The sequence below is a fragment of the Facklamia sp. P12950 genome (assembly GCF_050409465.1).
Classification (GTDB): domain Bacteria; phylum Bacillota; class Bacilli; order Lactobacillales; family Aerococcaceae; genus Facklamia.
The window spans coordinates 246,716-267,888 of the sequence record NZ_JBNUPK010000002.1 but is presented as its reverse complement, the minus strand read 5'-3'; the positions used below and the strand labels follow the sequence as shown (position 1 = coordinate 267,888).

The 21,173-nt window shown below is 38.7% G+C and carries 17 protein-coding genes, 1 pseudogene and 1 riboswitch; of the genes and pseudogenes, 15 read left to right on the top strand and 3 right to left on the bottom strand.

What is annotated here, in order from left to right; translation table 11 throughout:
• The first annotated feature begins 83 nt into the window (after window positions 1-83).
• Together ACQV2Q_RS03205 and ACQV2Q_RS03200 are read left to right on the top strand one after the other, a co-directional pair.
• Entirely contained in the window at window positions 84-1,826 is a 1,743-nt protein-coding gene (locus ACQV2Q_RS03205) for an ABC transporter ATP-binding protein (protein WP_428881909.1), read from the top strand.
• Entirely contained in the window at window positions 1,813-3,558 is a 1,746-nt protein-coding gene (locus ACQV2Q_RS03200; protein WP_428874137.1) for an ABC transporter ATP-binding protein, read from the top strand. The genes ACQV2Q_RS03205 and ACQV2Q_RS03200 overlap by 14 nt, the downstream gene beginning before the upstream one ends.
• 81 nt (window positions 3,559-3,639) lie before the next feature.
• On the opposite strand, the gene ACQV2Q_RS03195 is transcribed toward ACQV2Q_RS03200, so the two are convergent.
• Complete coding sequence (locus ACQV2Q_RS03195; protein WP_428874135.1) at window positions 3,640-4,323, bottom strand: histidine phosphatase family protein; 684 nt, start codon at window positions 4,321-4,323, stop codon at window positions 3,640-3,642.
• Window positions 4,324-4,481: 158 nt separating this feature from the next.
• Between ACQV2Q_RS03195 and ACQV2Q_RS03190 the strand changes: the two genes are divergently transcribed.
• Together ACQV2Q_RS03190 and ACQV2Q_RS03185 are read left to right on the top strand one after the other, a co-directional pair.
• A complete protein-coding gene (locus ACQV2Q_RS03190; RefSeq protein WP_428881906.1) occupies window positions 4,482-5,333 on the top strand; it encodes a YihY/virulence factor BrkB family protein in 852 nt (283 codons plus the stop codon).
• A gap of 63 nt (window positions 5,334-5,396) precedes the next feature.
• Complete coding sequence (locus tag ACQV2Q_RS03185; RefSeq protein ID WP_428874133.1) at window positions 5,397-6,608, top strand: FtsW/RodA/SpoVE family cell cycle protein; 1,212 nt, start codon at window positions 5,397-5,399, stop codon at window positions 6,606-6,608.
• Between the two features lie 50 nt (window positions 6,609-6,658).
• Here the strand turns inward: ACQV2Q_RS03185 and ACQV2Q_RS03180 are convergent, their stop codons facing one another.
• On the bottom strand, window positions 6,659-7,390 hold the full coding sequence (locus ACQV2Q_RS03180; protein ID WP_428874132.1) for a gamma-glutamyl-gamma-aminobutyrate hydrolase family protein: 732 nt from the start codon (window positions 7,388-7,390) through the stop codon (window positions 6,659-6,661).
• Between the two features lie 130 nt (window positions 7,391-7,520).
• Here ACQV2Q_RS03180 and holA point away from each other — a divergent pair, with 130 nt between their 5' ends.
• A complete protein-coding gene (gene holA, locus ACQV2Q_RS03175; RefSeq protein ID WP_428881904.1) occupies window positions 7,521-8,540 on the top strand; it encodes a DNA polymerase III subunit delta in 1,020 nt (339 codons plus the stop codon).
• Window positions 8,541-8,555: 15 nt separating this feature from the next.
• Window positions 8,556-9,533, top strand: coding sequence for a diaminopimelate dehydrogenase (locus ACQV2Q_RS03170; protein ID WP_428874129.1), 978 nt, complete (start codon window positions 8,556-8,558; stop codon window positions 9,531-9,533).
• 163 nt (window positions 9,534-9,696) lie between these two features.
• Here the strand turns inward: ACQV2Q_RS03170 and rpsT are convergent, their stop codons facing one another.
• Complete coding sequence (gene rpsT / locus ACQV2Q_RS03165) at window positions 9,697-9,957, bottom strand: 30S ribosomal protein S20 (protein ID WP_428874128.1); 261 nt, start codon at window positions 9,955-9,957, stop codon at window positions 9,697-9,699.
• 186 nt (window positions 9,958-10,143) lie between these two features.
• Between rpsT and uvrB the strand changes: the two genes are divergently transcribed.
• From uvrB to ACQV2Q_RS03120, 9 genes and pseudogenes are all read left to right on the top strand, one after another.
• A complete protein-coding gene (uvrB, locus tag ACQV2Q_RS03160; RefSeq protein WP_428881903.1) occupies window positions 10,144-12,141 on the top strand; it encodes an excinuclease ABC subunit UvrB in 1,998 nt (665 codons plus the stop codon).
• A 61-nt stretch (window positions 12,142-12,202) separates the two neighbouring features.
• Window positions 12,203-12,295, top strand: a riboswitch (THF riboswitch).
• 74 nt (window positions 12,296-12,369) lie between these two features.
• Entirely contained in the window at window positions 12,370-13,362 is a 993-nt protein-coding gene (gene folP, locus ACQV2Q_RS03155) for a dihydropteroate synthase (RefSeq protein ID WP_428874126.1), read from the top strand.
• An 8-nt stretch (window positions 13,363-13,370) separates the two neighbouring features.
• Entirely contained in the window at window positions 13,371-13,721 is a 351-nt protein-coding gene (gene folB, locus ACQV2Q_RS03150) for a dihydroneopterin aldolase (RefSeq protein ID WP_428874125.1), read from the top strand.
• A 3-nt stretch (window positions 13,722-13,724) separates the two neighbouring features.
• Window positions 13,725-14,796: pseudogene (gene folE / locus ACQV2Q_RS03145) on the top strand (GTP cyclohydrolase I FolE).
• Window positions 14,793-16,067: a bifunctional folylpolyglutamate synthase/dihydrofolate synthase gene (locus tag ACQV2Q_RS03140; RefSeq protein WP_428874124.1), complete on the top strand. Its 1,275-nt coding sequence runs from the start codon at window positions 14,793-14,795 to the stop codon at window positions 16,065-16,067. The pseudogene folE and the gene ACQV2Q_RS03140 overlap by 4 nt, the downstream one beginning before the upstream one ends.
• Window positions 16,054-16,587: an NUDIX hydrolase gene (locus ACQV2Q_RS03135; protein ID WP_428874123.1), complete on the top strand. Its 534-nt coding sequence runs from the start codon at window positions 16,054-16,056 to the stop codon at window positions 16,585-16,587. The genes ACQV2Q_RS03140 and ACQV2Q_RS03135 overlap by 14 nt, the downstream gene beginning before the upstream one ends.
• A 131-nt stretch (window positions 16,588-16,718) precedes the next feature.
• Complete coding sequence (rpsO, locus tag ACQV2Q_RS03130; protein WP_428874122.1) at window positions 16,719-16,988, top strand: 30S ribosomal protein S15; 270 nt, start codon at window positions 16,719-16,721, stop codon at window positions 16,986-16,988.
• A gap of 161 nt (window positions 16,989-17,149) precedes the next feature.
• Complete coding sequence (gene pnp / locus ACQV2Q_RS03125; RefSeq protein WP_428874121.1) at window positions 17,150-19,255, top strand: polyribonucleotide nucleotidyltransferase; 2,106 nt, start codon at window positions 17,150-17,152, stop codon at window positions 19,253-19,255.
• 228 nt (window positions 19,256-19,483) lie between these two features.
• The gene (locus ACQV2Q_RS03120; protein WP_428873766.1) at window positions 19,484-21,172 is read left to right on the top strand and encodes a ribonuclease J; all 1,689 of its coding nucleotides are present in this window, start codon (window positions 19,484-19,486) and stop codon (window positions 21,170-21,172) included.
• The last annotated feature ends 1 nt before the right edge of the window (window position 21,173 follow it).

The window sequence follows — 21,173 nt, the reverse complement described above, 5'->3', positions numbered from 1 at the left end:
AAAAGACACCTATTTAAGGAGCACCTTAAATAGGTGTCTTTTATGCTTACTTATTATGAAAGGATCTAGGAAGAAGGAGAGAGATGTTAGCAGCATTATATCAATTTATTAAGGAACATAAAATGGCTTATTTCATTGGCGGCCTACTAGCCATTTTATCAGGCTTATTAGCTATCGTTCCCAATTATATTATTCAATTATTCATTGATGCCATTGTCAAAAAATCTTTAGATTCAAAGACTTTAATTTTTTATTTAGCCGTTTTCTCAGTAGCGGCTGTATCAAATTATATCGTAGAGGCTTCTTGGTTGGTGATTCTTTTTGGTCGTTCATCACTTTTCACCAAGCAAGTCCGTCAAAAATTATTTCGCCGACTCACTTATTTAAAATTACCTTTTTATGAAAATTACCGCTCGGGTGATTTAATGACGCGGATGACTTCAGATATAGATCGTTTGGGGGAAACATTAGCTTATGGTTTTCTAATTATCATTTCAGATGGATCTTGGCTGATTTCAATTCTTTTAGTCATGTTTATTACTATTTCCTGGAAATTGACCTTAATATCAATTATTCCTTTAATTCTTTTTGGGGTGATCATTCATTTCCTAGGACAAGAAGCCGATAAACGCTATGAAGCCAGCCGCGATGCGGTAGCTAAATTGTCTAACGAAGTGCTTGAAACAGTTGATGGGGTACGCGTAATCCGTGCCTATGGAAAGAAAGACTTAGAGCAGGTGCGTTTTCAAGAAAGAACCAAAGATGTTGTCAAACAAACCAATGTGATGAACTTCTTATTTGGTTTTTTTGGACCTTCTGCTCGTATCTTTTCTGGCCTTTCCACAGGGATTGGTCTAGCCTTAGGGGCATACTACGTCAACCAAGGCCAATTATCAATTGGTCAATTGATTACCTTCCAAATTTATCTCGGTATGTTTAATGAAGTGATTTGGGGGATGTCTGATTTGATTGCGATCTATCAACAGGGTCAAGTTTCACACCGTAAGATTCAAGAAATCGAAGAGGCTGATGATCTCTTTGGCAAAGAAGGCGACCGATCGATTAGTCAGATTGAACAAATTGATTTCAAAGATTTTCAGTTTGCCTATCCTGATGATCAAGAGCCAGTTATTCAAGCCATCAATTTTTCTTTAAAGGCGGGTCAAACTTTAGGAATTGTTGGCAAAACCGGTTCAGGTAAGTCGACCTTAGTGCGACAACTCTTACGCCAGTATCCTGTTGAAGATCCTGAATCCTTAAAGATTAACGGCCATCCGATTGCTGATTATCATTTTGAACAATTAGCTAGTTTGATTGGTTATGTTCCTCAAGACCATGTGCTTTTCTCTCGCTCAGTCAAAGATAATATTCTTTTTGGAAAGTCTGATGCGACAGAAGCGGAGCTGAACGAGGCCATTGAAGCAGCTGATTTTACTAAGGATATGGCCCATATGAATAAGGGCTTAGAAACCTTAATCGGTGAAAAAGGGGTAGCCATTTCAGGTGGACAAAAACAAAGAATTGCGATTGCCCGTGCTTTAATTCGTAAGCCGGAGCTTTTAATTATGGATGACTCCTTGTCTGCAGTAGATGCTAAAACCGAAACGGCTATCATTAAAAATATTCAAGCAGCACGTCAAGATAAAACCAATATTATCATTACCCATCGTCTTTCAGCTGTTTCGCATGCAGACTTAGTTTTAGTCTTAGAAGATGGGCGCATTATTGAAAGAGGAAAACCTGAAGAACTATTAAAAACTAAAGGTTGGTATTACCAACAGTATCGTAATCAACTAATGGAGGAGGGCGAAAATGGAAACTTTTAAACGTTTATTATCCTATTTGAAGTATGCTAAATGGAAATTTTTATTAGGTGTTTTCTTCCTAATTGCTTCGGTCGGCCTTTCTGTTTATGCTCCTTTATTAGCTAAAGATTTAATTGATTATGCAGCCAATCAAGTCAGTAATAATCAAATCATTGAACAAGGCAAGGTAATTAGCTTCTTCATTCGCTATGTCTTGATTTTGGTTTCTTCGGCAGTCCTTTCTTACTCTGCATATATTTTAATGGCTTTTGTGGCCAATCAGTTGAGTAAAAAGGTGAGGGATCAAGCCCATCAGCATATGCAAACCCTACCGGTTTCATACTTTGATGATAAACCGGCTGGAAAAATTGCGGCTCGAATTGTCAATGACACGGAAGTTTTGCGTCAGTCCTTTTATCAAAACTTTTGTAACCGTATGTTGATTAACTTAATGACGGTCATTGGTATTTATGCCGCCTTACTCTACGTCAATTTAAAAATTGGTTTAGCCTTTCTTTTATTCATCCCACTTTTTATCGTTTGGCAAGTTATTTATATGCGTAAAATTGCGCCAGTCAATACTAAATGGCGTGAAAGTATCTCTGAATTAAACAGCAAAACGGCTGAGATTATTCAAGGGGTAACAATTGTTCAAGCCTTTGGACAAGAAGAAATGCTCAATGATGAATTTGAAGCAACCAATGAAGAATGGTATCAATCAAGACTCCAATCCCAAAAGATTGATTCTAGACTCTCTTGGTCCTTGGCTGATTTATTAAAAAATATGGGTATTTTATTGGTAGTGACCTATTTAGGAACTCAATACTTAGAGGGCATCTTAGGTATTTCTGTCGGTAAATTATATGTGTTAATTAATTATGTATCGCGCCTTTTTGATCCGATTACACAAATTGTGCGTTTAATGACTATGTTGCAACAATCTTTAGTTTCAGGCTCTAGGGTCTTTTCCTTGATGGATCACCCCAGTGAAAAAGATCAAGCAGCAGTCTTTGAAATGGGTGAGGGGCGTGTTAGCTTTCAAAATGTGAACTTTGCTTATAAAGGCGATCAAAAAGTCTTAAAAAATATTAATTTTGAAGTTGAACCTGGTCAGACAATTGGTTTAGTCGGTCATACCGGTTCAGGAAAATCTTCGATAATTAATTTAATTTTCCGTTTCTATGATCCACAAGATGGAACGATTTTGATTGACGGCCAGGATATTCAAGACTTTTCGCGTGAGAGTGTTCGAGCCGATATGGGCATCGTCCTACAAGAGCCCTACCTTTTCTCAGGAACCATTGCTAGTAATATCTCTATGAATGATCCGGAGATCAGCCAAGAAAAGATCATGCAGGCTATCGAACAAGTTGGGGCCAAAGAAATGATGGCTAAATTAGAAAAGGGGATCGATGAAGTAGTGGTTGAAAAAGGTCAATCCCTTTCTTCAGGGGAACGGCAGTTAATTTCCTTTGCGCGTACCCTGGCTGCTGATCCTAAGATTTTAATTTTAGACGAAGCAACTTCACATATTGACACTGAGACTGAAACGATCATTCAAGCAGCCATGAAAGTGCTACAAAAAGGTCGGACAACTTTTATCATTGCGCACCGCCTATCGACTATTCAGCATGCCGATCAAATTATTTTGATGGATAATGGCGAAATCAAAGAAAAAGGCAACCATCATGAATTGATGGCTTTAAATGGACAGTATGCCGAAATGTATCGGATGCAGGCTAAGGTTTCCTAGTTTCTAAATTCTCAAGCAAAAAACACCGGGTAAATGCCCCGGTGTTTTTATTGCTTAGGATTAATTTATAAAATGGCTGACTTATTTATCGTAGATAAAATGCTCAGTTTGATTAAAGGCGTTTAAACGAAATTGTCCGTCACGATATTCAACAATGGATAGGGAACAATTAGATAGGGGTTGTCCACTCTCGAAATCTGCTACTAAACCGTGAATTAGATTGCTAATGGCCATGCCATGGCTCATAATCAATATTTTTTGATTAGTTCCCGCATGCTTATTTAATAGAATTAAAAGTCCTGATTCAATCCGATCCCAAAATTCAACATAATTTTCAGCCCAATGTTCAGGGTCTAAATGTTTTACTAGCTTTAGAAATTTAGGCATTTCAATTGGTTTATCCATTTTTTTTACGTCAATACCACCGGCCAATAAATGCTCATCCACTGCATCATACAGATTGGAAGCAGGTTGACCTTCAAATGAACCAAAGAAGACTTCCCGTAATTCCTTCATTAATTGGATTTCGTAGTGGTCTTTGTGATGGTTTTCATCCAGAACATAGCGGAGAGTTTCTTGCGTTCTGTGTAAATCGCTGGAATAAACCGCATCAAAATGGATATCTGCAATGCCACGACCAGAAGCTCTTGCTTGCTCAATTCCTTTAGCAGTTAGGGGGGCATCGGACCAACCTTGCACTTGACCATTGTGATTAAATATCGTTTCACCGTGCCGCATAAAGTAAAAAGTAACACCGTTAGACATAAATTCCCTCCGTTCTTTATTCTCTTTAATTATAACCTTATTGCCAATTATTGTCTAAGCAATCCGATTGAATTTATCGATTTTGCTTAGACATTCAAGTGCAATTACTCAATGATTATGGTAATCTATAGAAGTTATAAGAAGGGAGAGTAGCCTAAATGGGGTTGTTAAATACCAAGTCTAAAGACCAAATCAAAAGCTTAGTTGTCAAAATAAAAAAGCAGCTTGATGGGCTTTCTTTTGGCTCATACGCGGCGGAAGTTTCTTACTTTATTCTCTTAGCCGTTGTTCCTATTCTCTTAGCCTTTTCCAACTTGATTGTGCTCTTACCTTATTCTTATGAAGAAGTCATTGTCTTTTTGAGAACTACTTTGCCTGGACAAGTGGCTAAGTCCTTAATCCCAATGATTCAACAGTACTATCAAACAGCTTCTACTAGCTGGGTGCCAATTGGTTTAGTCTTAGCCTTATGGCCTGCTTCCAATGTGTTTAATGCCTTGCAAAGAGTGCTCAATCAAATATATAGGGTAAAGAGTAAGAGACACTTTTTGATTCAACGCTTATTTGCCTATCTTTTTACCTTAGTCAGCGTCTTAGTTATTTTAGTTTCAACCTTTATTTTTACTTTCGGTGAGTATTTACTGACTTGGATTGACCAGTATTTAAGAAGTGATTTGAGCTTTTTGTTTACTTGGTTAAGAGGGGGAAGTTGGGGGTCTTTATTTTTCCTCTTTATTTTTCTAGTGATTGTTTATACCTATTTACCGCATCATCAATTAAAATATACTAAAGCTATTCCAGGATCCTTATTCTCTGTATTAACGTTTACTCTTTTAGGTAAATTATTTGGGACCATTATTCAATTTAATCAATCACTTAATAGTAACACTGCCTTGGGTGCAATTTTAGTCATCATGTTTTGGATTTATCTAAATTGTCTCATATTTTTTATCGGCGCTTTTATAAATGTTTTAACTTTAGATTTTAAGGCAGTTAATAAGAGACTTTAATGAAATGATCCGATCTATCAAATCCATCGATTAAGTCTTATCCTTAAGGAGGAAGAAATATTAATGCAAATAAATAGAAGAATTGCTAGTTATCAAGAAAATCGAATTGATTATGGCATTGTTTTAACTGTTTTGTTGTTATGTTTAGTGGGCTTAGCCGTTGTATATGCAACTACCGCAATGATTTCCAACCAAGGAATCGGGCCGACCTTACAACAAGCCTTGTGGTACGCCTTAGGTTCTCTGGTCGTTATTATCGTTATGCAGTTTGATAGTGAACAGTATTGGAAATTATCCATTTACTTTTACGGTATTGGTCTGTTTTTACTGGTGCTCGTCCTTTTTTTCCATGATCGCCAAACAGCAATCATGACGGGAGCTAAATCTTGGTTCAAATTAGGTTCTTTATCTTTTCAACCTTCAGAGTTGATGAAACCAGCCTTGATAGTTTATCTGTCACGATTGGTAACCGAACACAATAATCAAAATACTAATCGAACGATTCAAAGCGACTTTATCTTGATTGGTAAACTCTTATTGGCTTCCGCACCTGTATTAATATTAGTGCAAATGCAAAATGACTTGGGAACTAACTTGGTCATGCTGTCTATTATCGCTGGATTGATTCTTTTATCCGGTGTTTCATGGAAAATTTTATTTCCAGCTTTTTCAGTTGTTTTCATTGTTGGTGGGGGATTAATCTTACTGGCCGTCTTATTCCCAGATGCCTTACTGAAAATCGGCTTCCAACCTTATCAGTTAGGCCGGATCACTACTTGGTTAGAACCCTTCTCAGACACCAGAGGTGAATCTTACCAACTGGTTCAATCGATCTTAGCGATTGGATCTGGTCAACTCTATGGTAAGGGCTTTGGCATTTCCGAAGTGCCAGTTCCGGTTCGTGAATCAGACTTTATTTTTACGACTATTGGTGAAAATTTTGGTTTTTTTGGTGCGGCGATTATTCTGGTGATTTATTTTGTTTTGATTTATCAAATGGTTCAAACTTGTTTTGAGACTCAAAATGAGTATTATACTTATATTTCTGCAGGAGTTATTACCATGATTCTTTTCCACGTTCTAGAGAATGTGGGCATGACTATCGGTTTACTGCCAATTACGGGAGTACCATTACCCTTTATCTCTCAAGGGGGATCGGCCATACTGTCTAATATGGTCGGAGTGGGTCTGATACTCTCTATGCGTTACCATCACCGATCCTATATGTTCTCAGAAGCTGACCCTTATATGTACGGTGATCGTAAGCAATACTAAAACAAAAACGAATCCTATGCAGGATTCGTTTTTGTTTGATTAATTAAAAATTACTGCTTATTTTTAGCCCGTTCTACCAAATCTTTAAAGATAGCTCGACTGCTTTCTTGATGTTTGTAAGTGAGTTCAGGGTGCCATTGGACAGCTAAAATATCCACATTTGGATCAGTGGATTCAATGGCTTCAACCAGATGGTCACCTGACCAGGCAATGGCTTTTAAGTCTTTACCCAGCTCTTTAATGGCTTGATGGTGAAGACTGTTGACGTAATCACCAGTTCCCATCCAATTACTTAAACGTGAATTGGGATCAATTTTAACCCGGTGGGTCATACGGTTTAATTCTGATTTTTGCACGTGTTGAATAGCCCATTCTGGATACAAGCTGAGGTCTTGATAGAGGTTCCCACCTTGAAGAACATTAATTAATTGCATACCACGACAGATACCAAGGATTGGCTTGCCAGCTTGCATAAAATGTTTAATTAATTTTAATTCATGGTGGTCACGGTCGATATTTAAAGATCCTAATTTTAAATGAGGTTCTTCTTGATAAAAACGTGGATCCACATCTTGTCCACCAGTTAGGATCAGACCGTCTATACGGTCAATAATGGCTTCAATTGGATATTGGTTATTGATGGGTAGAACGAGTGGAATCCCTCCCGCTTCAATAATAGCTTCTACAAAAAAGTGAGGGGTGTAAGTAGCATCGAAGGCTGCATATCGAGGGTCGTTTTGAATGGGTGTAATACTACCAGTAATTGCGATGATTGGTTGCATAATAAATTCCTTTCTGCGACTATAATGATATTCCTATTATACAAGAAAGTGCCTGCAAGTTAAAAGGCTTTATAGCATACAAAGCATAAAATATTTGGTACACTAATGAGAGAGGATGAGGAGGGGCATTATGGACTTTCAAAAGGCAAAACAGGCTTTAGTTCAGGGTAAGATTGATAATGTTTACTGTCTTCAAGGCAGTGAAGTTTATCTTCAACAAAATTTTCGACAAGCTCTGGCTCAAAAAATTGAACATTTGGCCGGCGAACTAGACCTTTCTAGCTTTGACGCTAATGAAGTATCCATTGACACTGTTTTAGATGAAGCAGAAAGTTATTCGTTTTTTGTCGACCAACGCCTCATTATAGTGGACCAAGTAGATTTTCTAAACAGCCAAGCTCAACAAAAAATGACTGATGGTCAAACAAAGCGCTTGTTGGATTATTTGAAGGATCCTAACCCCGCTACTTGTATTCTTTTTATCGTCCCTCATGATCAAGTGGATAAAAGGCGAAAATTAACTAAGGCATTCCTGAAAGAGACGACTTATATTAATATTTCTCCTCTAGGAGAAGCGGCTGTTCAGTCCTTTATTCAAAGTTATATTCAAAGTGCTGATTTTGAGATGACTACAGAAGCTCAAAAGGCTTTGTTACAACGTGTAGATTATCAATTGAGTCAAGCAGTGGCCGAATTGGAGAAGTTGAAACAATTTGCTCAAAGTGGTCAAAAGGTTACCCTGGAAGTGGTAAATTCTTTAGTCACACGCAGCCTAGCTTCAGATGTCTTTGAATTGACCAATGCTATACTAGCCCGCAAGCTTGATCGCTCGATTCAAATTTATCAAGACTTAATATTAATGAAGCACGATCCCATTCAACTACATGCCTTAATCGTTTCGCAGTTTCGCTTATTTTTACAAGTTAAACTCTTACAAATGCAAGGAATAAAGCAAGATGAAATAGCTCAAACACTCTCTGTCCATCCTTATCGAGTGAAATTAGCCCTTCAAGCCAGTCGACCCATGCAAATAGGAGAACTTAGTCAGCTTTATTTACAACTCATTCAAGCCGATTACCAAATGAAAACCGGTTTGGGCAATAAGGATACGTCTTTCTATCTGATCCTGACCAAAATCATGCAACTTTAATTAAAGGAGGTTCCTATGCAAAAAATTCGCTTAGCCATCGCAGGTTTCGATCAAGTGGGTCAAGCTATTATGGAAGTTATGGATCAACACCAAGACTTAATTATCCAACATATCTTTAGCCGGCAAAGTAAGCAGGACTTCCCACAAGCCTTGCAGTCTTTGCCTATTCATCCCATGGAACAAGCACTTAACTTTAAAGAGTCTATTGATGTCTTGCTAGTCTGCAGGGGTACTACTGAGGATAATCCTGATAATCTAACGGAATATGCGGCTCATTTTAATTTAGTGGATACATATAATTTTTATGCTAAGCCAGCTCTTTTATTAAAATCGATCGATTCTATCAGTCAGGTTCACCATAAATTAGCCGTGATAGGTGTAGGGTGGAATCCTGGTATTTATACAATCAATCAATTATTGGCAGAAGCTGTGATGCCTCAAGCAACTAATTATCGTTTTATCGAAAATGAATGGAGTCAAAAAATGAGTGAAACACTGGCTGGCATAGAAGGAGTAGCCCAAGCAAGTGTATATATCAAAGCCTCTCCTCAAAGTATACAAGCCATTTTAAAAGGGGAAGGTGCTGATTTGCGTTTTTCTGACTATCAAGAAAGAGTGGCTTACCTAGTTTTGGAAGAGGGAGTGAATCCTGACAGGATTCATGATCAAGTACAGGCCTTACCTAATTATCTTTCTCAAGTTGAAAGGAATATAAATTTTGTTTCGAGTGATCAGATGACCAAGCTTTCAAAGGAAGCCAAAGCGGGTCGGCTGATTCGGACCCTTTCAGACAATCAAGAGCTTACTACTTATGATTTGAGCTTAAGTTTTAATCACCCTCGATTTAATCAAGCCCATTTACTGCTGGCCTATGCCAGAGCGGTTTACCGTTTAGCTAGTGAAGGAAAATCAGGAGCCTTAACACAATTAGATGTTCCAGTGTCTTATTTAAGCAAGCACAGTCGACAAGAACTACTTAATCAGTATCTATAAAATGAAGTTCAACATAAAAAGCATCCTTCTTAAAACCTTTCGATTAGGGTCTGTAACAAGATTTATCGGCTTGTTGTTAGGCCCCTAATCAAGCAAGGATTAACGAGGATGCTTGGTCTGATTAATCAGTAAAACAAAAAAGCTCCCAATGGAAGCTCAATTATTATTTAGCAGATGCAATTAATTTAGCTAAACGAGATTTATCACGTGCTGCTTTGTTGTGATGAATTAAGCCTTTAGTTGCGGCAGAGTCAATAGCTTTAACTGCGGCTTGGTATAATGCTTGAACATCACCTTCGCCCGTTTCAACTGCTACGCGAACTTTTTTCATTGCAGTTCTTAAAGCAGAAACTTGAGTGCGTTTACGGCTAGAAACTTTTTCAGTTTGACGTGTACGTTTTTTTGCTGATGCTGTATTGGCCATGAATGGTCACCTCTTTTCAATAAATCTAGTCTAAGTCTGAAAACTTAGTCAACAAGAAATATTATACAGAAGACAATGTCAACTTGCAATAAAAATAAGTCAGATTATTTAATAAGCATTGAACTTGTGAGACAAGCAAAAGTTGTGTAATTTATTAAGAGCAAAAGCATAAATGGAGGCGAGTTTTTGAAGAGTAATAAATTTAGGGTGGTATCACCTTATGAACCAGCTGGTGACCAACCCCAGGCAATTAAAGAGTTAGCGGCTGGTTTAAGAGCAGGAAAAAAAGAGCAGATTTTACTTGGGGCTACTGGTACGGGTAAAACATATACGGTGGCTAAGGTAATCGAAGAAGTCAATAAACCAACATTGGTCCTAGCTCATAATAAAACACTAGCCGGTCAATTATATTCCGAATTATTAGAATTTTTCCCTGATAATGCGGTCGAATATTTTGTCTCCTACTATGATTATTATCAGCCAGAAGCCTATGTGCCATCTTCTGATACCTATATCGAAAAGGAATCCAGTGTCAATGACGAAATTGATAAGTTGCGTCATTCGGCTTCTTCTTCTTTATTAGAAAGAGACGATGTGATAGTAGTCGCCTCAGTGTCGTGTATTTATGGTTTGGTTGATCCGGACATGTATCGTGAGCATGTACTTTCTTTACGTCAAGGTCAAGAAATTGCCCGTGACCAAGTGATGGCTCGTTTAGTCGACATGCAATTTGTTCGCAATGATATTGATTTTCAACGTGGAACCTTTAGAGCCCGTGGCGATGTCCTAGAAATCTTTTTAGCTTCAAGAGATAAAGAAGTCATTCGGATTGAGTTTTTCGGTGATGAAATCGACCGTATCCGTGAAGTAGATGTTTTAACAGGTGAAATCAAAAAGGATGTCGAACACTATCCCATTTATCCGGCTACCCACTTCGTAGCTAATCAAAAACAAACGCAAAGAGCAGTTGAAAGTATTCGTCAAGAATTAGAGGAAAGATTAGAAGTCTTACGCTCTGAGAATAAACTATTAGAAGCTCAGCGACTAGAGCAAAGAACTAACTATGATATTGAAATGTTATTGGAAATGGGCTATTGTTCAGGCATTGAAAACTATTCGCGCCATCTGGATGGGCGTGCACCAGGAGAGCCACCTTATACGCTATTAGATTTCTTTCCTGATGATTTTCTAATCGTTGCTGACGAATCCCACATTACCATGCCGCAGATTCGTGGGATGTATAATGGTGACCGGGCGCGTAAGGAGCAGTTGGTTGAATACGGCTTTCGTCTACCTTCAGCTGTGGATAATCGTCCACTTAAACTCAATGAGTTTGAAGACCATATTAATCAGATTATTTATATCTCAGCCACACCAGGCCCTTATGAATTAGAACATACCAACCATGAATATGTCGAACAAATTATTCGTCCAACAGGTCTTTTGGATCCTGTTATAGAGGTTCGACCGATTAAGGGACAAATTGATGATTTAGTTTCCGAAATTAGTTTAAGAGTGGAAAGAAATGAACGTGTCTTTGTAACGACTTTAACCAAAAAAATGTCTGAAGACTTAACCGATTATCTAAGGGAATTGGATATTAAGGTCAAATATCTGCATTCAGATATTGTGACTTTGGAGCGAACGGAAATCATCCGTGATCTCAGATTAGGTGTTTTTGACGTCTTAATCGGGATTAACTTATTAAGAGAGGGACTAGATGTCCCTGAGGTATCACTGGTGACGATTTTAGATGCGGACAAGGAAGGCTTTTTAAGGTCAGAACGTGCCTTGGTACAAACTATTGGTCGAGCCGCTCGAAACCAAAACGGTCGCGTAATTATGTATGCAGATCGCATCACTAATTCTATGCAAAAAGCGATTGATGAGACAGAAAGACGACGCCAAATTCAAATAGCTTATAATAAAGAGCATGGCATCACACCGACGACTATCAAAAAAGATATTCGCGACTTAATTCGTATCACTCACGATGTGGAAGCAGAAGATCGTCAAGAAAATGTCTTACTAGATTTCAAACAACTATCTCGGATGCAAAGAGAGGAAGAGCTGGAGCGTTTAACCATGTTGATGAAAGCTTATGCTAAAGAAATGAATTTTGAAAAAGCAGCCGAGACGCGTGATTTAATGATGGAGTTGAAAGCGCATTTCAAGATAAAATAAGTAATAAAAATCTAACATTGTAATTTTTAATGTATTCCCTTACAATATAAGGGAATTCAAAAACAGAGTAGGTTATTTACGTAAAGTGCTTCTAGATGGGATGTCGCTAGAAGACGAAGTGATTCTCACGCGATAGATAATCGCCTCCGCTGTTTTCATCTTGTGGAGGGCACTCTTTTGAAGAGTGCTCTTTTTTGAGTCAAACTATCTAAGTGGGGAGAGTAAAACATGCAAGCAAATCCAAAAAAACAGCCAGTCTTTCGCTTTAACCATCGTGAGATTAAGCATGGCGACCCGACCATTCTCTGTGGAATCGTCAATGTGACCCCAGATTCTTTTTCAGATGGAGGAAAATGGTTTGGTCTAGAAGTGGCCTGTAAGCGAGCGATGGAATTGATTAAGCAAGGTTGTCAAATGATTGATATCGGAGGAGAATCTACCCGTCCGGGGTCGACTTATGTGGCCGTAGAAGAAGAAATCCAACGTGTCGTCCCAGTTATCAAGGCCCTAAGAGCGCAATCTGATGTAATAATCTCAGTTGATACTTGGAAAGCTGAGGTTGCTCAAGCAGCGCTTGCAGCCGGAGCCGATATTATCAACGATATTACTGGACTTTTAGGTGACCCGCGCATGGCCTCAGTGATTGCACCAACTCAAGCTGGTGTCATTGTGATGGCTAATCCAGTAATTGTCCGTCCAGACCATCCTTCCGCCAAGGTCTTTCCGCAGTTTGGAGCAGAAGGCGTCTTTAGCAAAGCAGAATTGGACGCTTTTGCCAAAATGGACGCTGTTGAATTGATGGATAAGTATTTTGATAAGTCTTTAAAGTATGCGGCTGAAGCGGGTATCAAAAAAGACCGCATCGCACTTGACCCAGGAATCGGCTTTGGTTTAACTAAACGTGAGAACTACCAATTAATCCATCAAGCCAATCGGATTCACCAAAAAGGCTTTACCTGCTTCTTAGGGGTTTCTCGTAAACGCTTTATTCAAAACACCCTGCAAGAAGCTGGCTTTAATGTAGATGTTGAAACCGAAGAAGGATTCAAACAAAGAGACGAAGGCTCTGCTGCCTTATCCGCTATCGCTGCTTTTATGGGTATCGAAATGCTTAGGGTTCATGTGGGAAGCTCTCACCGGATTGCTTCGTTAATTGGTAACCACTTGCGCTTATCTGATGGCTTAGAGGATACAAATTTTGCTGCTTATCCACTTAAATAGGAGGAGTTATGTTTAAGATAAAATTAAATAACATGCGTTTTTATTCGCATATTGGCTATTTTCCTGAAGAGAAGAAATTAGGTCAAAATATCGCTGTTGATCTGACGGTGACCATGAAGGCCAGTCTCACGCGAGATGATTTAAATGAAACAGTCTCTTATGCGCATTTTTATGATCTAGTTGCTGAATATATAAAAAAAACACGGGTCGACTTGATTGAAACAGTTGCTTTTGACCTTTTAGATTTAATAAAACAATCCAATCCACAACTAATTAGTCAGGTCAAAGTCAATGTTCGCAAATTACAATTACCCATCGATGGTATTTTAGATTCTGCCGAAATTGAATTGGAGGGATAGAGGATGGCAACTGTTTATCTGAGTGTCGGATCTAACTTAGGAGATCGGATGGCTAATCTGCGAAAGGGGCAAGAGCTGTTAGCGACTCATCCACAAATTGAAGTCTTAAAAGCCTCGGCCTATTATCAGACTTCTCCAGTAGGAGGAGTCGTGCAAGATGACTTCATTAATCAAGCTCTCGCCATTGAAACAGACTTAGATCCTTATGACTTATTGGACTACCTTCATGAAATAGAAGCCAAGTTACTAAGAAAGCGATTGATCGTTTGGGGACCTAGAACTTTAGATATGGATATCTTATATTTTGGCCATCTAGAAAGTGAAGACCCTCAGCTAACTTTACCGCATCCCGAAATAATGAACCGTTTGTTTGTGTTAATTCCTTTAAAAGAAATTATTGACACCAATTTTTATGCTTATTGTCAAATTAATCAAGCCATTGAACATTTAGAAAAGACACAAGACCAAAGAATAGAAAGAGTGGTAGAAAATGAAAGAAATTAATTTGAATCGTATAGAAGAATTAGTTCGTGAGCTTTTAATCGAAATCGGAGAAGACCCAGATCGTGAGGGGCTCATTGAAACACCTAAACGTGTTGCCAAGTCGCTAAAGGAAATTACAGCTTCTACTCGCTTAGAAGAATTTACGGAAGGAAAAATGTTCCCAACCGATGCCAGTCCTAATCAACAAATGGTGGCAGTCAATAATATCCCTTTTTATTCTATGTGTGAACATCATATGTTACCCTTTTTTGGGAATGTTCATGTAGGCTATCTTCCACAAGATGGACAAATTATTGGCCTGTCAAAAATACCAAGATTGGTAAACTATGCTGCAAGAAAGTTAAATGTGCAAGAAAATATTACGCGTGAAGTCGCTGAGGTTTTGATGGAGATTACCCATGCTAAGGGAGTAGCTGTGGTGGTTGATGCCCGTCATATGTGTGTGGAAATGCGCGGGGTCCAAAAAGTCAACTCCATTACCCGTACCAATTATTATTTAGGCGCCTTTAATGAAGATGTTCAGTTGCGGAATGAATTTCTGCAGTCTTTACCTAAGGTGAACGCCTTATGATTAACAGTTTGACCGATGATTTACCAACTATTCTTTATGGTGAAGGAGACCGTCTAAGTGTTTTAAAAGCCATGTTGAAACAATTGGGCCAACCGGACCAAACCGTTAAAATCATCCATATTGCGGGAACTAATGGTAAGGGGTCAACTGCTAATATGATTTCTCATTTATTACTTGCTCATGGATATCGCACAGGACTATTTACCAGTCCTCATTTATATTCAGAATGTGAAAGTATTAAAGTCAATGACCAAATGATTAGTCAGTCAGATTTTAGCTGTATCATGGCGGAAGTTCACCGAGCGGCGATTGTGTTAGGCTTAGACCCACAAAAAGATTTGTCACAATTTGAGACCACCTTTTTGATTGGGATCCTTTATTATGCCCATTTAGCCTGTGATTATCTAGTTTTAGAATGTGGTGTAGGTGGGGGCCTTGATGCGACCAATGCAATTAGCCACTCTGAATATGCCATCTTTACTAAAATTGGTATGGATCATTTAAATTTACTGGGGGATTCTTTGCAAGCTATCGTAGAGACTAAAGCTGGTATTATCCGTTCAAATCAACAAGTCATTGTGGCGCCGAACCAAAAGAACGGAGTGGTTGAGCGTCTTAAACAAATAAGCTCGGAGCAAAAAAGTTCTTTCCATGATAGCTCTGACCAAAAGATTGTTTACAAGCGTCCACATTATTTTCAAGTGGAACTAAATCAAAAAAGTTTTGAACTCTACTTGCCCTTATTAGGGACTTTCCAAAATGAAAATTTAAAGACCGTCTTTAAATGGTATCAAGTATGGTTGGAAAGTGAACAACCTTCTCCTATAGAGACTGACATGACAAAAGCTTTTAAAGACTTAAGAATGGTAGGACGTTTTGAAAAAGTGCAAAGCACTCCCGACATTATCCTAGATGCTGCTCATAATTTAGATGCCATTCAAGAATTAATCTCTAGCATCCAATCATTATATGCTGGTCAAAAGTTGAGCATTTTGTGTGGTTTTCTCAAAGACAAAGATGTACCGGCTATTCTAGATGAATTATTAAAATTAACTGCTGATTTTTATGTGACCCAGCCCGATTTTCCAGATCGAGCGATGGATACCAAAGAGCTAGCAAAACTTTTTGAACAAAAAGGAAGCTCAGTGATTTCTTATCCGGATAGTCGTGCAGGCTTAAAACAACTGATGGAAGACCAAGACGATCCTATTATGGTTGTGGGATCTTTCCATCTGATAAAAAAAGTGAGGGATTTGTTTGCAACAAATTAATGCAGCAGAGCTTTTGAATAATGCGCAAGAATTGATTAAAGTCTCACCCTTCTTTAATCAGAAGAAGTTTTTAAGGCTCCAAGAAATAATGGATCAATATCCTGCAAGCAATCTCTTGGACCGCAAAAGTCCATTGCACTTATCAGCTTCAGCCTTGGTTTTTCAAGATCAGTCTTTAGTTTTTATTCATCATCCTTATTTACATAAAACTTTATTACCCGCAGGACACGTGGAAATAGGGGAGACCCCTCAAACAACAGCCTTGCGTGAGCTATACGAAGAAACGGGTTTAAAATTCACCTCCCTTACTCAGTCCGAATTAGTAGACCTTAATCTATTTGCCATCCCCGCTAACCCACAAAAAGGCGAAGGGGCTCATTATCATCTAGATTTTAGGTACTACTTCCAAGGGACCACTAAACAAAGCGCTCAATCAGAATTGGCTGTTCACTTATTAGCAGAAGATCAAGCTCCAGACGAATTTCAGCCCTATTTCCAATTAATTAAGAAAACCCCTTGATTATGAGACTGCTTTAAACTATAATTAATCATTGTTCTGTATGAAAATTCAGAACAATGCCCTCGCTCGGTTTAGCGCATCACCAACGCTTTACTTAGCTAGTGGAAATAAAATAGAAAGAGGTGAATAATATGGCATTAACACAAGAACGTAAAACTGAAATCATGAAAGAATACGCACGTCACGAAGGTGATACCGGTTCTGTTGAGGTTCAAGTTGCTGTCTTAACAGAAGACATCAACAATTTAAACGACCATATTAAAACACATAAGAAAGATTTTCACTCTTATCGTGGATTAATGAAGAAAATTGGTCACCGTCGTAACCTTCTTGCTTACCTACGTAACAAGGACGTTACTCGTTACCGTGATTTAATTAAAAGATTAGGATTACGTCGTTAATCCTGCGACTAAAGGATGGCAATTAGCCATCCTTTTTGTTATATTACTAGTAGATTTGTTCGGAGTTTCACACTATACAAAAATGAGTCGTTTAAACTTTAAACGGTTGATTTTTGTTTAGTGCTACTCCGAATGATTAAAAATTTAAAAGGAGTTATGTTATGACAACTAAACAAGTATTTGAAACAAATTGGGGAGGCCGTCCCTTAATTGTTGAAGTAGGACAAATGGCTAAACAAGCCAATGGAGCAGTTTTAGTACGTTATGGCGATACAGTCGTTTTGACTGCTGCTGTCGCTTCCAAATCCCCTTCACCGATGAATTTCTTCCCCTTAACGGTTCACTACATTGAAAAAATGTATGCGGTTGGTAAGGTGCCAGGTGGTTTCTTAAAACGTGAGGGTAGACCTTCTGATAACGCGACCTTGACTGCTCGCTTAATTGACCGTCCAATCCGCCCAATGTTTCCTGAAGGCGTGCGGAATGAAATTCAAATTACTAATACAGTCCTTTCAGTTCAACAAGATTGCTCACCAGAGATGGCAGCTATGTTTGGTTCTTCGCTAGCATTGGCTATTTCAGATATACCATTTGATGGACCGATTGCCGGAGTGGATGTGGGACGTGTCGATGGTGAATTTGTTATCAACCCTACACCCGACCAAAAAGAAGTTTCTGAGATTGATTTAACCGTAGCAGGGACTGCGACCGCGATCAACATGGTAGAATCTTCTGCTAAGGAAGCATCAGAAGAGGATATGCTGGAAGCCTTATTGTTTGGACACGCTAATATTCAAGAATTAGTGGCCTTTCAAAAAGAGATTGTCCAAGCAGTTGGAAAAGAAAAATTTGAATTTGAATTAGTTCAAATCGATCAAGAAATCACTGAGCAAGTCAAGAGCTTATACAATGAAAAAATGGTTACAGCTGTTAAAACACAGGAAAAACAAGCCCGCGATGAAGCGGTTAATCAATTGAGTGAAGAAGCTGAAGTTTTCTTTAGTGAAAAGTATGCCGAAGCAGAAGATTTAGAAGAGAAACTGAAAGATGTTTCTTCGGCTATGCAGGACTTAGAAAAAGAAGTCGTTCGTCGGTTGATTACCCATGACCGTATTCGTCCAGATGGTCGTCAAATAGATGAAATTCGTCCTTTGGAATCTTTGGCTGGCATTTTACCACGTACCCATGGTTCAGGACTCTTCACCCGTGGACAAACGCAAGCTTTATCAGTAGCTACCTTGGCTCCTTTATCCGAACATCAAATTATTGATGGTCTTGGATTAGAAGAAGGCAAACGCTTCATGCATCATTATAACTTCCCTAACTTCTCAGTAGGAGAAACCGGACGAGTGGGTTCACCAGGTCGTCGTGAAATTGGTCACGGTGCGCTAGGTGAGAAAGCTTTAACCCAAGTGATTCCTTCAGAAGAAGAATTCCCATACGTTATTCGTTTAGTGGCTGAAGTATTAGAATCCAACGGTTCTTCTTCACAAGCATCCATTTGTGCCGGTACGCTGGCATTAATGGATGCCGGTGTTCCGATTAAAGCACCGGTGGCAGGAATTGCTATGGGCTTAGTGATGGACGGCGATAACTACACTGTCCTAACCGATATCCAAGGCTTAGAAGACCACTTAGGCGATATGGACTTTAAAGTGGCGGGGACTGCCGAAGGGATTACGGCCTTACAAATGGATATTAAGATAAAAGGAATTACTAAGGCCATTTTAGAAGAAGCTTTAGCCCAAGCTAAAAAAGCCCGTCTCGAAATCCTAGATAATATCACTCGTGAATTAGCTCAACCACGACCAGAATTAAGTCCTTATGCACCGAAGATTGAGATGGTGCAAATTGATCCTGAAAAAATTAAGGTGGTTATTGGTAAGGGTGGTGACACCATTAACTCCATTATTGACCAAACTGGCGTTAAGATGGATATTTCTCAAGAAGGACAAGTTAGCATTGCTTCTTCAGATTTAGCTATGATTAAAAAGGCAAAAGAGATTGTGCTTAGCTTAGTTGAAGATGTGGAAGTCAATAAAATATACGAAGGTAAAGTTATTAGAATTGAGAAGTATGGTTGCTTTGTGGAAGTCCTACCTGGTAAATCAGGTTTGCTTCACATCTCTCAAATTGATCATCGTCGCATTGAAAAGGTCGAAGATGTCTTTGATATTGGGGATACTGTAACAGTCAAAGTAACCAGTATCGATGAAAAAGGTCGGATTGATTTATCACGTAAAGTGTTAATGCAAAAGCCAGAATAATTATTAACGATAAATTTAATAAGTCTTAGCCCCCTCCTATAAATGAAGGGGGCTTATTCTAATTCATTAGTCTTTAATCAGTAGTCGTTGAGGTGGAAAGAGGCTCAAATTTTAATTTAAGGTGGTCTATGTTATAATAACTGAGATAAGCCAGAATTTGACCCCTTAACGGAGATCAAGCTGCTAAGCGTTTAATAAAATATGAAAAAATAATAATAGAGGTGTATTATGAGTGAGATTAAAGTTATTCCCTTAGGTGGTGTTCGCGAAGAAGGCAAGAATATGTATTTGGTTGAAGTCGATCAAGCCATATTTGTGCTAGATTGTGGGCTATTGTATCCACAAGATGATTTATTAGGAATTGATATGGTGATTCCAGACTTCACCTATTTAGAAGAAAATGCTGAGCGTGTAGTGGGGATTTTCTTGTCACATGGGCATGCCGATGCAGTAGGTGCCTTACCTTATTTATTAGATAAGATTGATGCCCCGGTTTTTGGAACCCAGTTAACGATTGAATTGGCTTCTATTTCTGCTCGTAGACAAGGACACGATGACCGCCTTGAAAATTTCCATGTGATTGATTCAGAAACTGAAATTGAATTTGGTGATGTCAATGTTTCATTCTTCCCTACCACTCACACCATTCCAGATTCAGTCGGAATCGTGATAGATACTAAAGATGGGGCGATTGTCTTCACAGGCGATTTCCGCTTTGACCCTTCAGCTTCTCAAGCTTACCGCACTGATTTTGGTCGGTTGACAGACTTAGGTAAGAAAAAGGTTCTTGCCTTATTGAGTGACTCTGCTGAGGCAGAATCACCAGTGGAAAATGTGAATGATCGTGTTATTACAGAAGAAATAACAGAAGTCTTCCGCAATGCGCGAGGAAGAGTGATAGTAGGGACGATTGGCTCGAACATTATGCGTATTCAGCAAGTCTTAGAAGCAGCTCACCATTCAAGACGAACCATTTTCTTCCCAACCAAAGACCTTTACGAAATTGTCGATGTCGCTTTAAAGTTAGATAAAATTTCTATTCCAAGTCGTGATGTCTTTGGTAATTTTAAAAATATCGATAAATATCAAGAGGATCAAATTGTTATTCTGGCTACTGGCGATGTGGGCGAACCGATTCAAACTATCCAAGCCATGGCTCAAGGTAAGCATAAAACAGTCACCATAAAGGAAGATGATACGGTTTATATTGCAACCACTCCATCTGTTTCAATGGAAAAGAGTGTGACTCGTACCAAAGATATGATTTATAGAGCCGGTGCTCGGGTTATGAGTGTGACAGACCACTTTAAGACATCGGGTCATGCTACACCCAATGATTTAAAATTAATGTTAAACTTTATTCAACCGGACTTTTTACTTCCAGTCAGTGGGGAATACCGTATGTTAAGAGCCCACGGTGATCTAGCCTTGCAAGTGGGAATGTCTGAAGATCAAATTATTATCCCATCTATTGGAGATGTATTAAGCTTTGAAAACGGAAAAGTTATCCAAGCAGGTCAGGTGACAGCAGGGGATGTCTTAGTCGATGGAAGTGGCGTAGGCGATATTGGGAATGTGGTTTTAAGAGACCGTCGTATTTTAAGTGAAGACGGAATTTTCGTTGTAGTCGCGACTATTTCACGTCGTTTGAAGAAAATTCTAGTTGGCCCACAAATTACCTCGCGTGGTTTCGTCTTTATGAAAACTTCCATTGATTTAATTGAAGCTTGTTCAGATATTACGCTAGATGTTTTAGAAAAACACATTGTTTCAGATGATTTTGATTGGAATAATCTTAAGGGCGATCTGCGTGAAAAAATTGGTAAGTATCTATATAAGGAGACTAAACGTCGTCCGGTTATCCTACCGATTATTATGGAAGCTTCAAATTATCAAGTAAAAAAAGGTGATAAATAAT

Coding starts and splice junctions, on each gene's coding strand:
- holA (WP_428881904.1), top strand. CDS start 7,521: ATGGACTTTCAAAAGGCAAAACAGGCTTTAGTTCAGGGTAAGATTGAT.
- ACQV2Q_RS03180 (WP_428874132.1), bottom strand. CDS start 7,390: ATGCAACCAATCATCGCAATTACTGGTAGTATTACACCCATTCAAAAC.
- folP (WP_428874126.1), top strand. CDS start 12,370: ATGCAAGCAAATCCAAAAAAACAGCCAGTCTTTCGCTTTAACCATCGT.
- rpsT (WP_428874128.1), bottom strand. CDS start 9,957: ATGGCCAATACAGCATCAGCAAAAAAACGTACACGTCAAACTGAAAAA.
- pnp (WP_428874121.1), top strand. CDS start 17,150: ATGACAACTAAACAAGTATTTGAAACAAATTGGGGAGGCCGTCCCTTA.
- folB (WP_428874125.1), top strand. CDS start 13,371: ATGTTTAAGATAAAATTAAATAACATGCGTTTTTATTCGCATATTGGC.
- ACQV2Q_RS03205 (WP_428881909.1), top strand. CDS start 84: ATGTTAGCAGCATTATATCAATTTATTAAGGAACATAAAATGGCTTAT.
- ACQV2Q_RS03190 (WP_428881906.1), top strand. CDS start 4,482: ATGGGGTTGTTAAATACCAAGTCTAAAGACCAAATCAAAAGCTTAGTT.
- ACQV2Q_RS03120 (WP_428873766.1), top strand. CDS start 19,484: ATGAGTGAGATTAAAGTTATTCCCTTAGGTGGTGTTCGCGAAGAAGGC.
- ACQV2Q_RS03170 (WP_428874129.1), top strand. CDS start 8,556: ATGCAAAAAATTCGCTTAGCCATCGCAGGTTTCGATCAAGTGGGTCAA.
- rpsO (WP_428874122.1), top strand. CDS start 16,719: ATGGCATTAACACAAGAACGTAAAACTGAAATCATGAAAGAATACGCA.
- ACQV2Q_RS03200 (WP_428874137.1), top strand. CDS start 1,813: ATGGAAACTTTTAAACGTTTATTATCCTATTTGAAGTATGCTAAATGG.
- ACQV2Q_RS03195 (WP_428874135.1), bottom strand. CDS start 4,323: ATGTCTAACGGTGTTACTTTTTACTTTATGCGGCACGGTGAAACGATA.
- ACQV2Q_RS03185 (WP_428874133.1), top strand. CDS start 5,397: ATGCAAATAAATAGAAGAATTGCTAGTTATCAAGAAAATCGAATTGAT.
- ACQV2Q_RS03140 (WP_428874124.1), top strand. CDS start 14,793: ATGATTAACAGTTTGACCGATGATTTACCAACTATTCTTTATGGTGAA.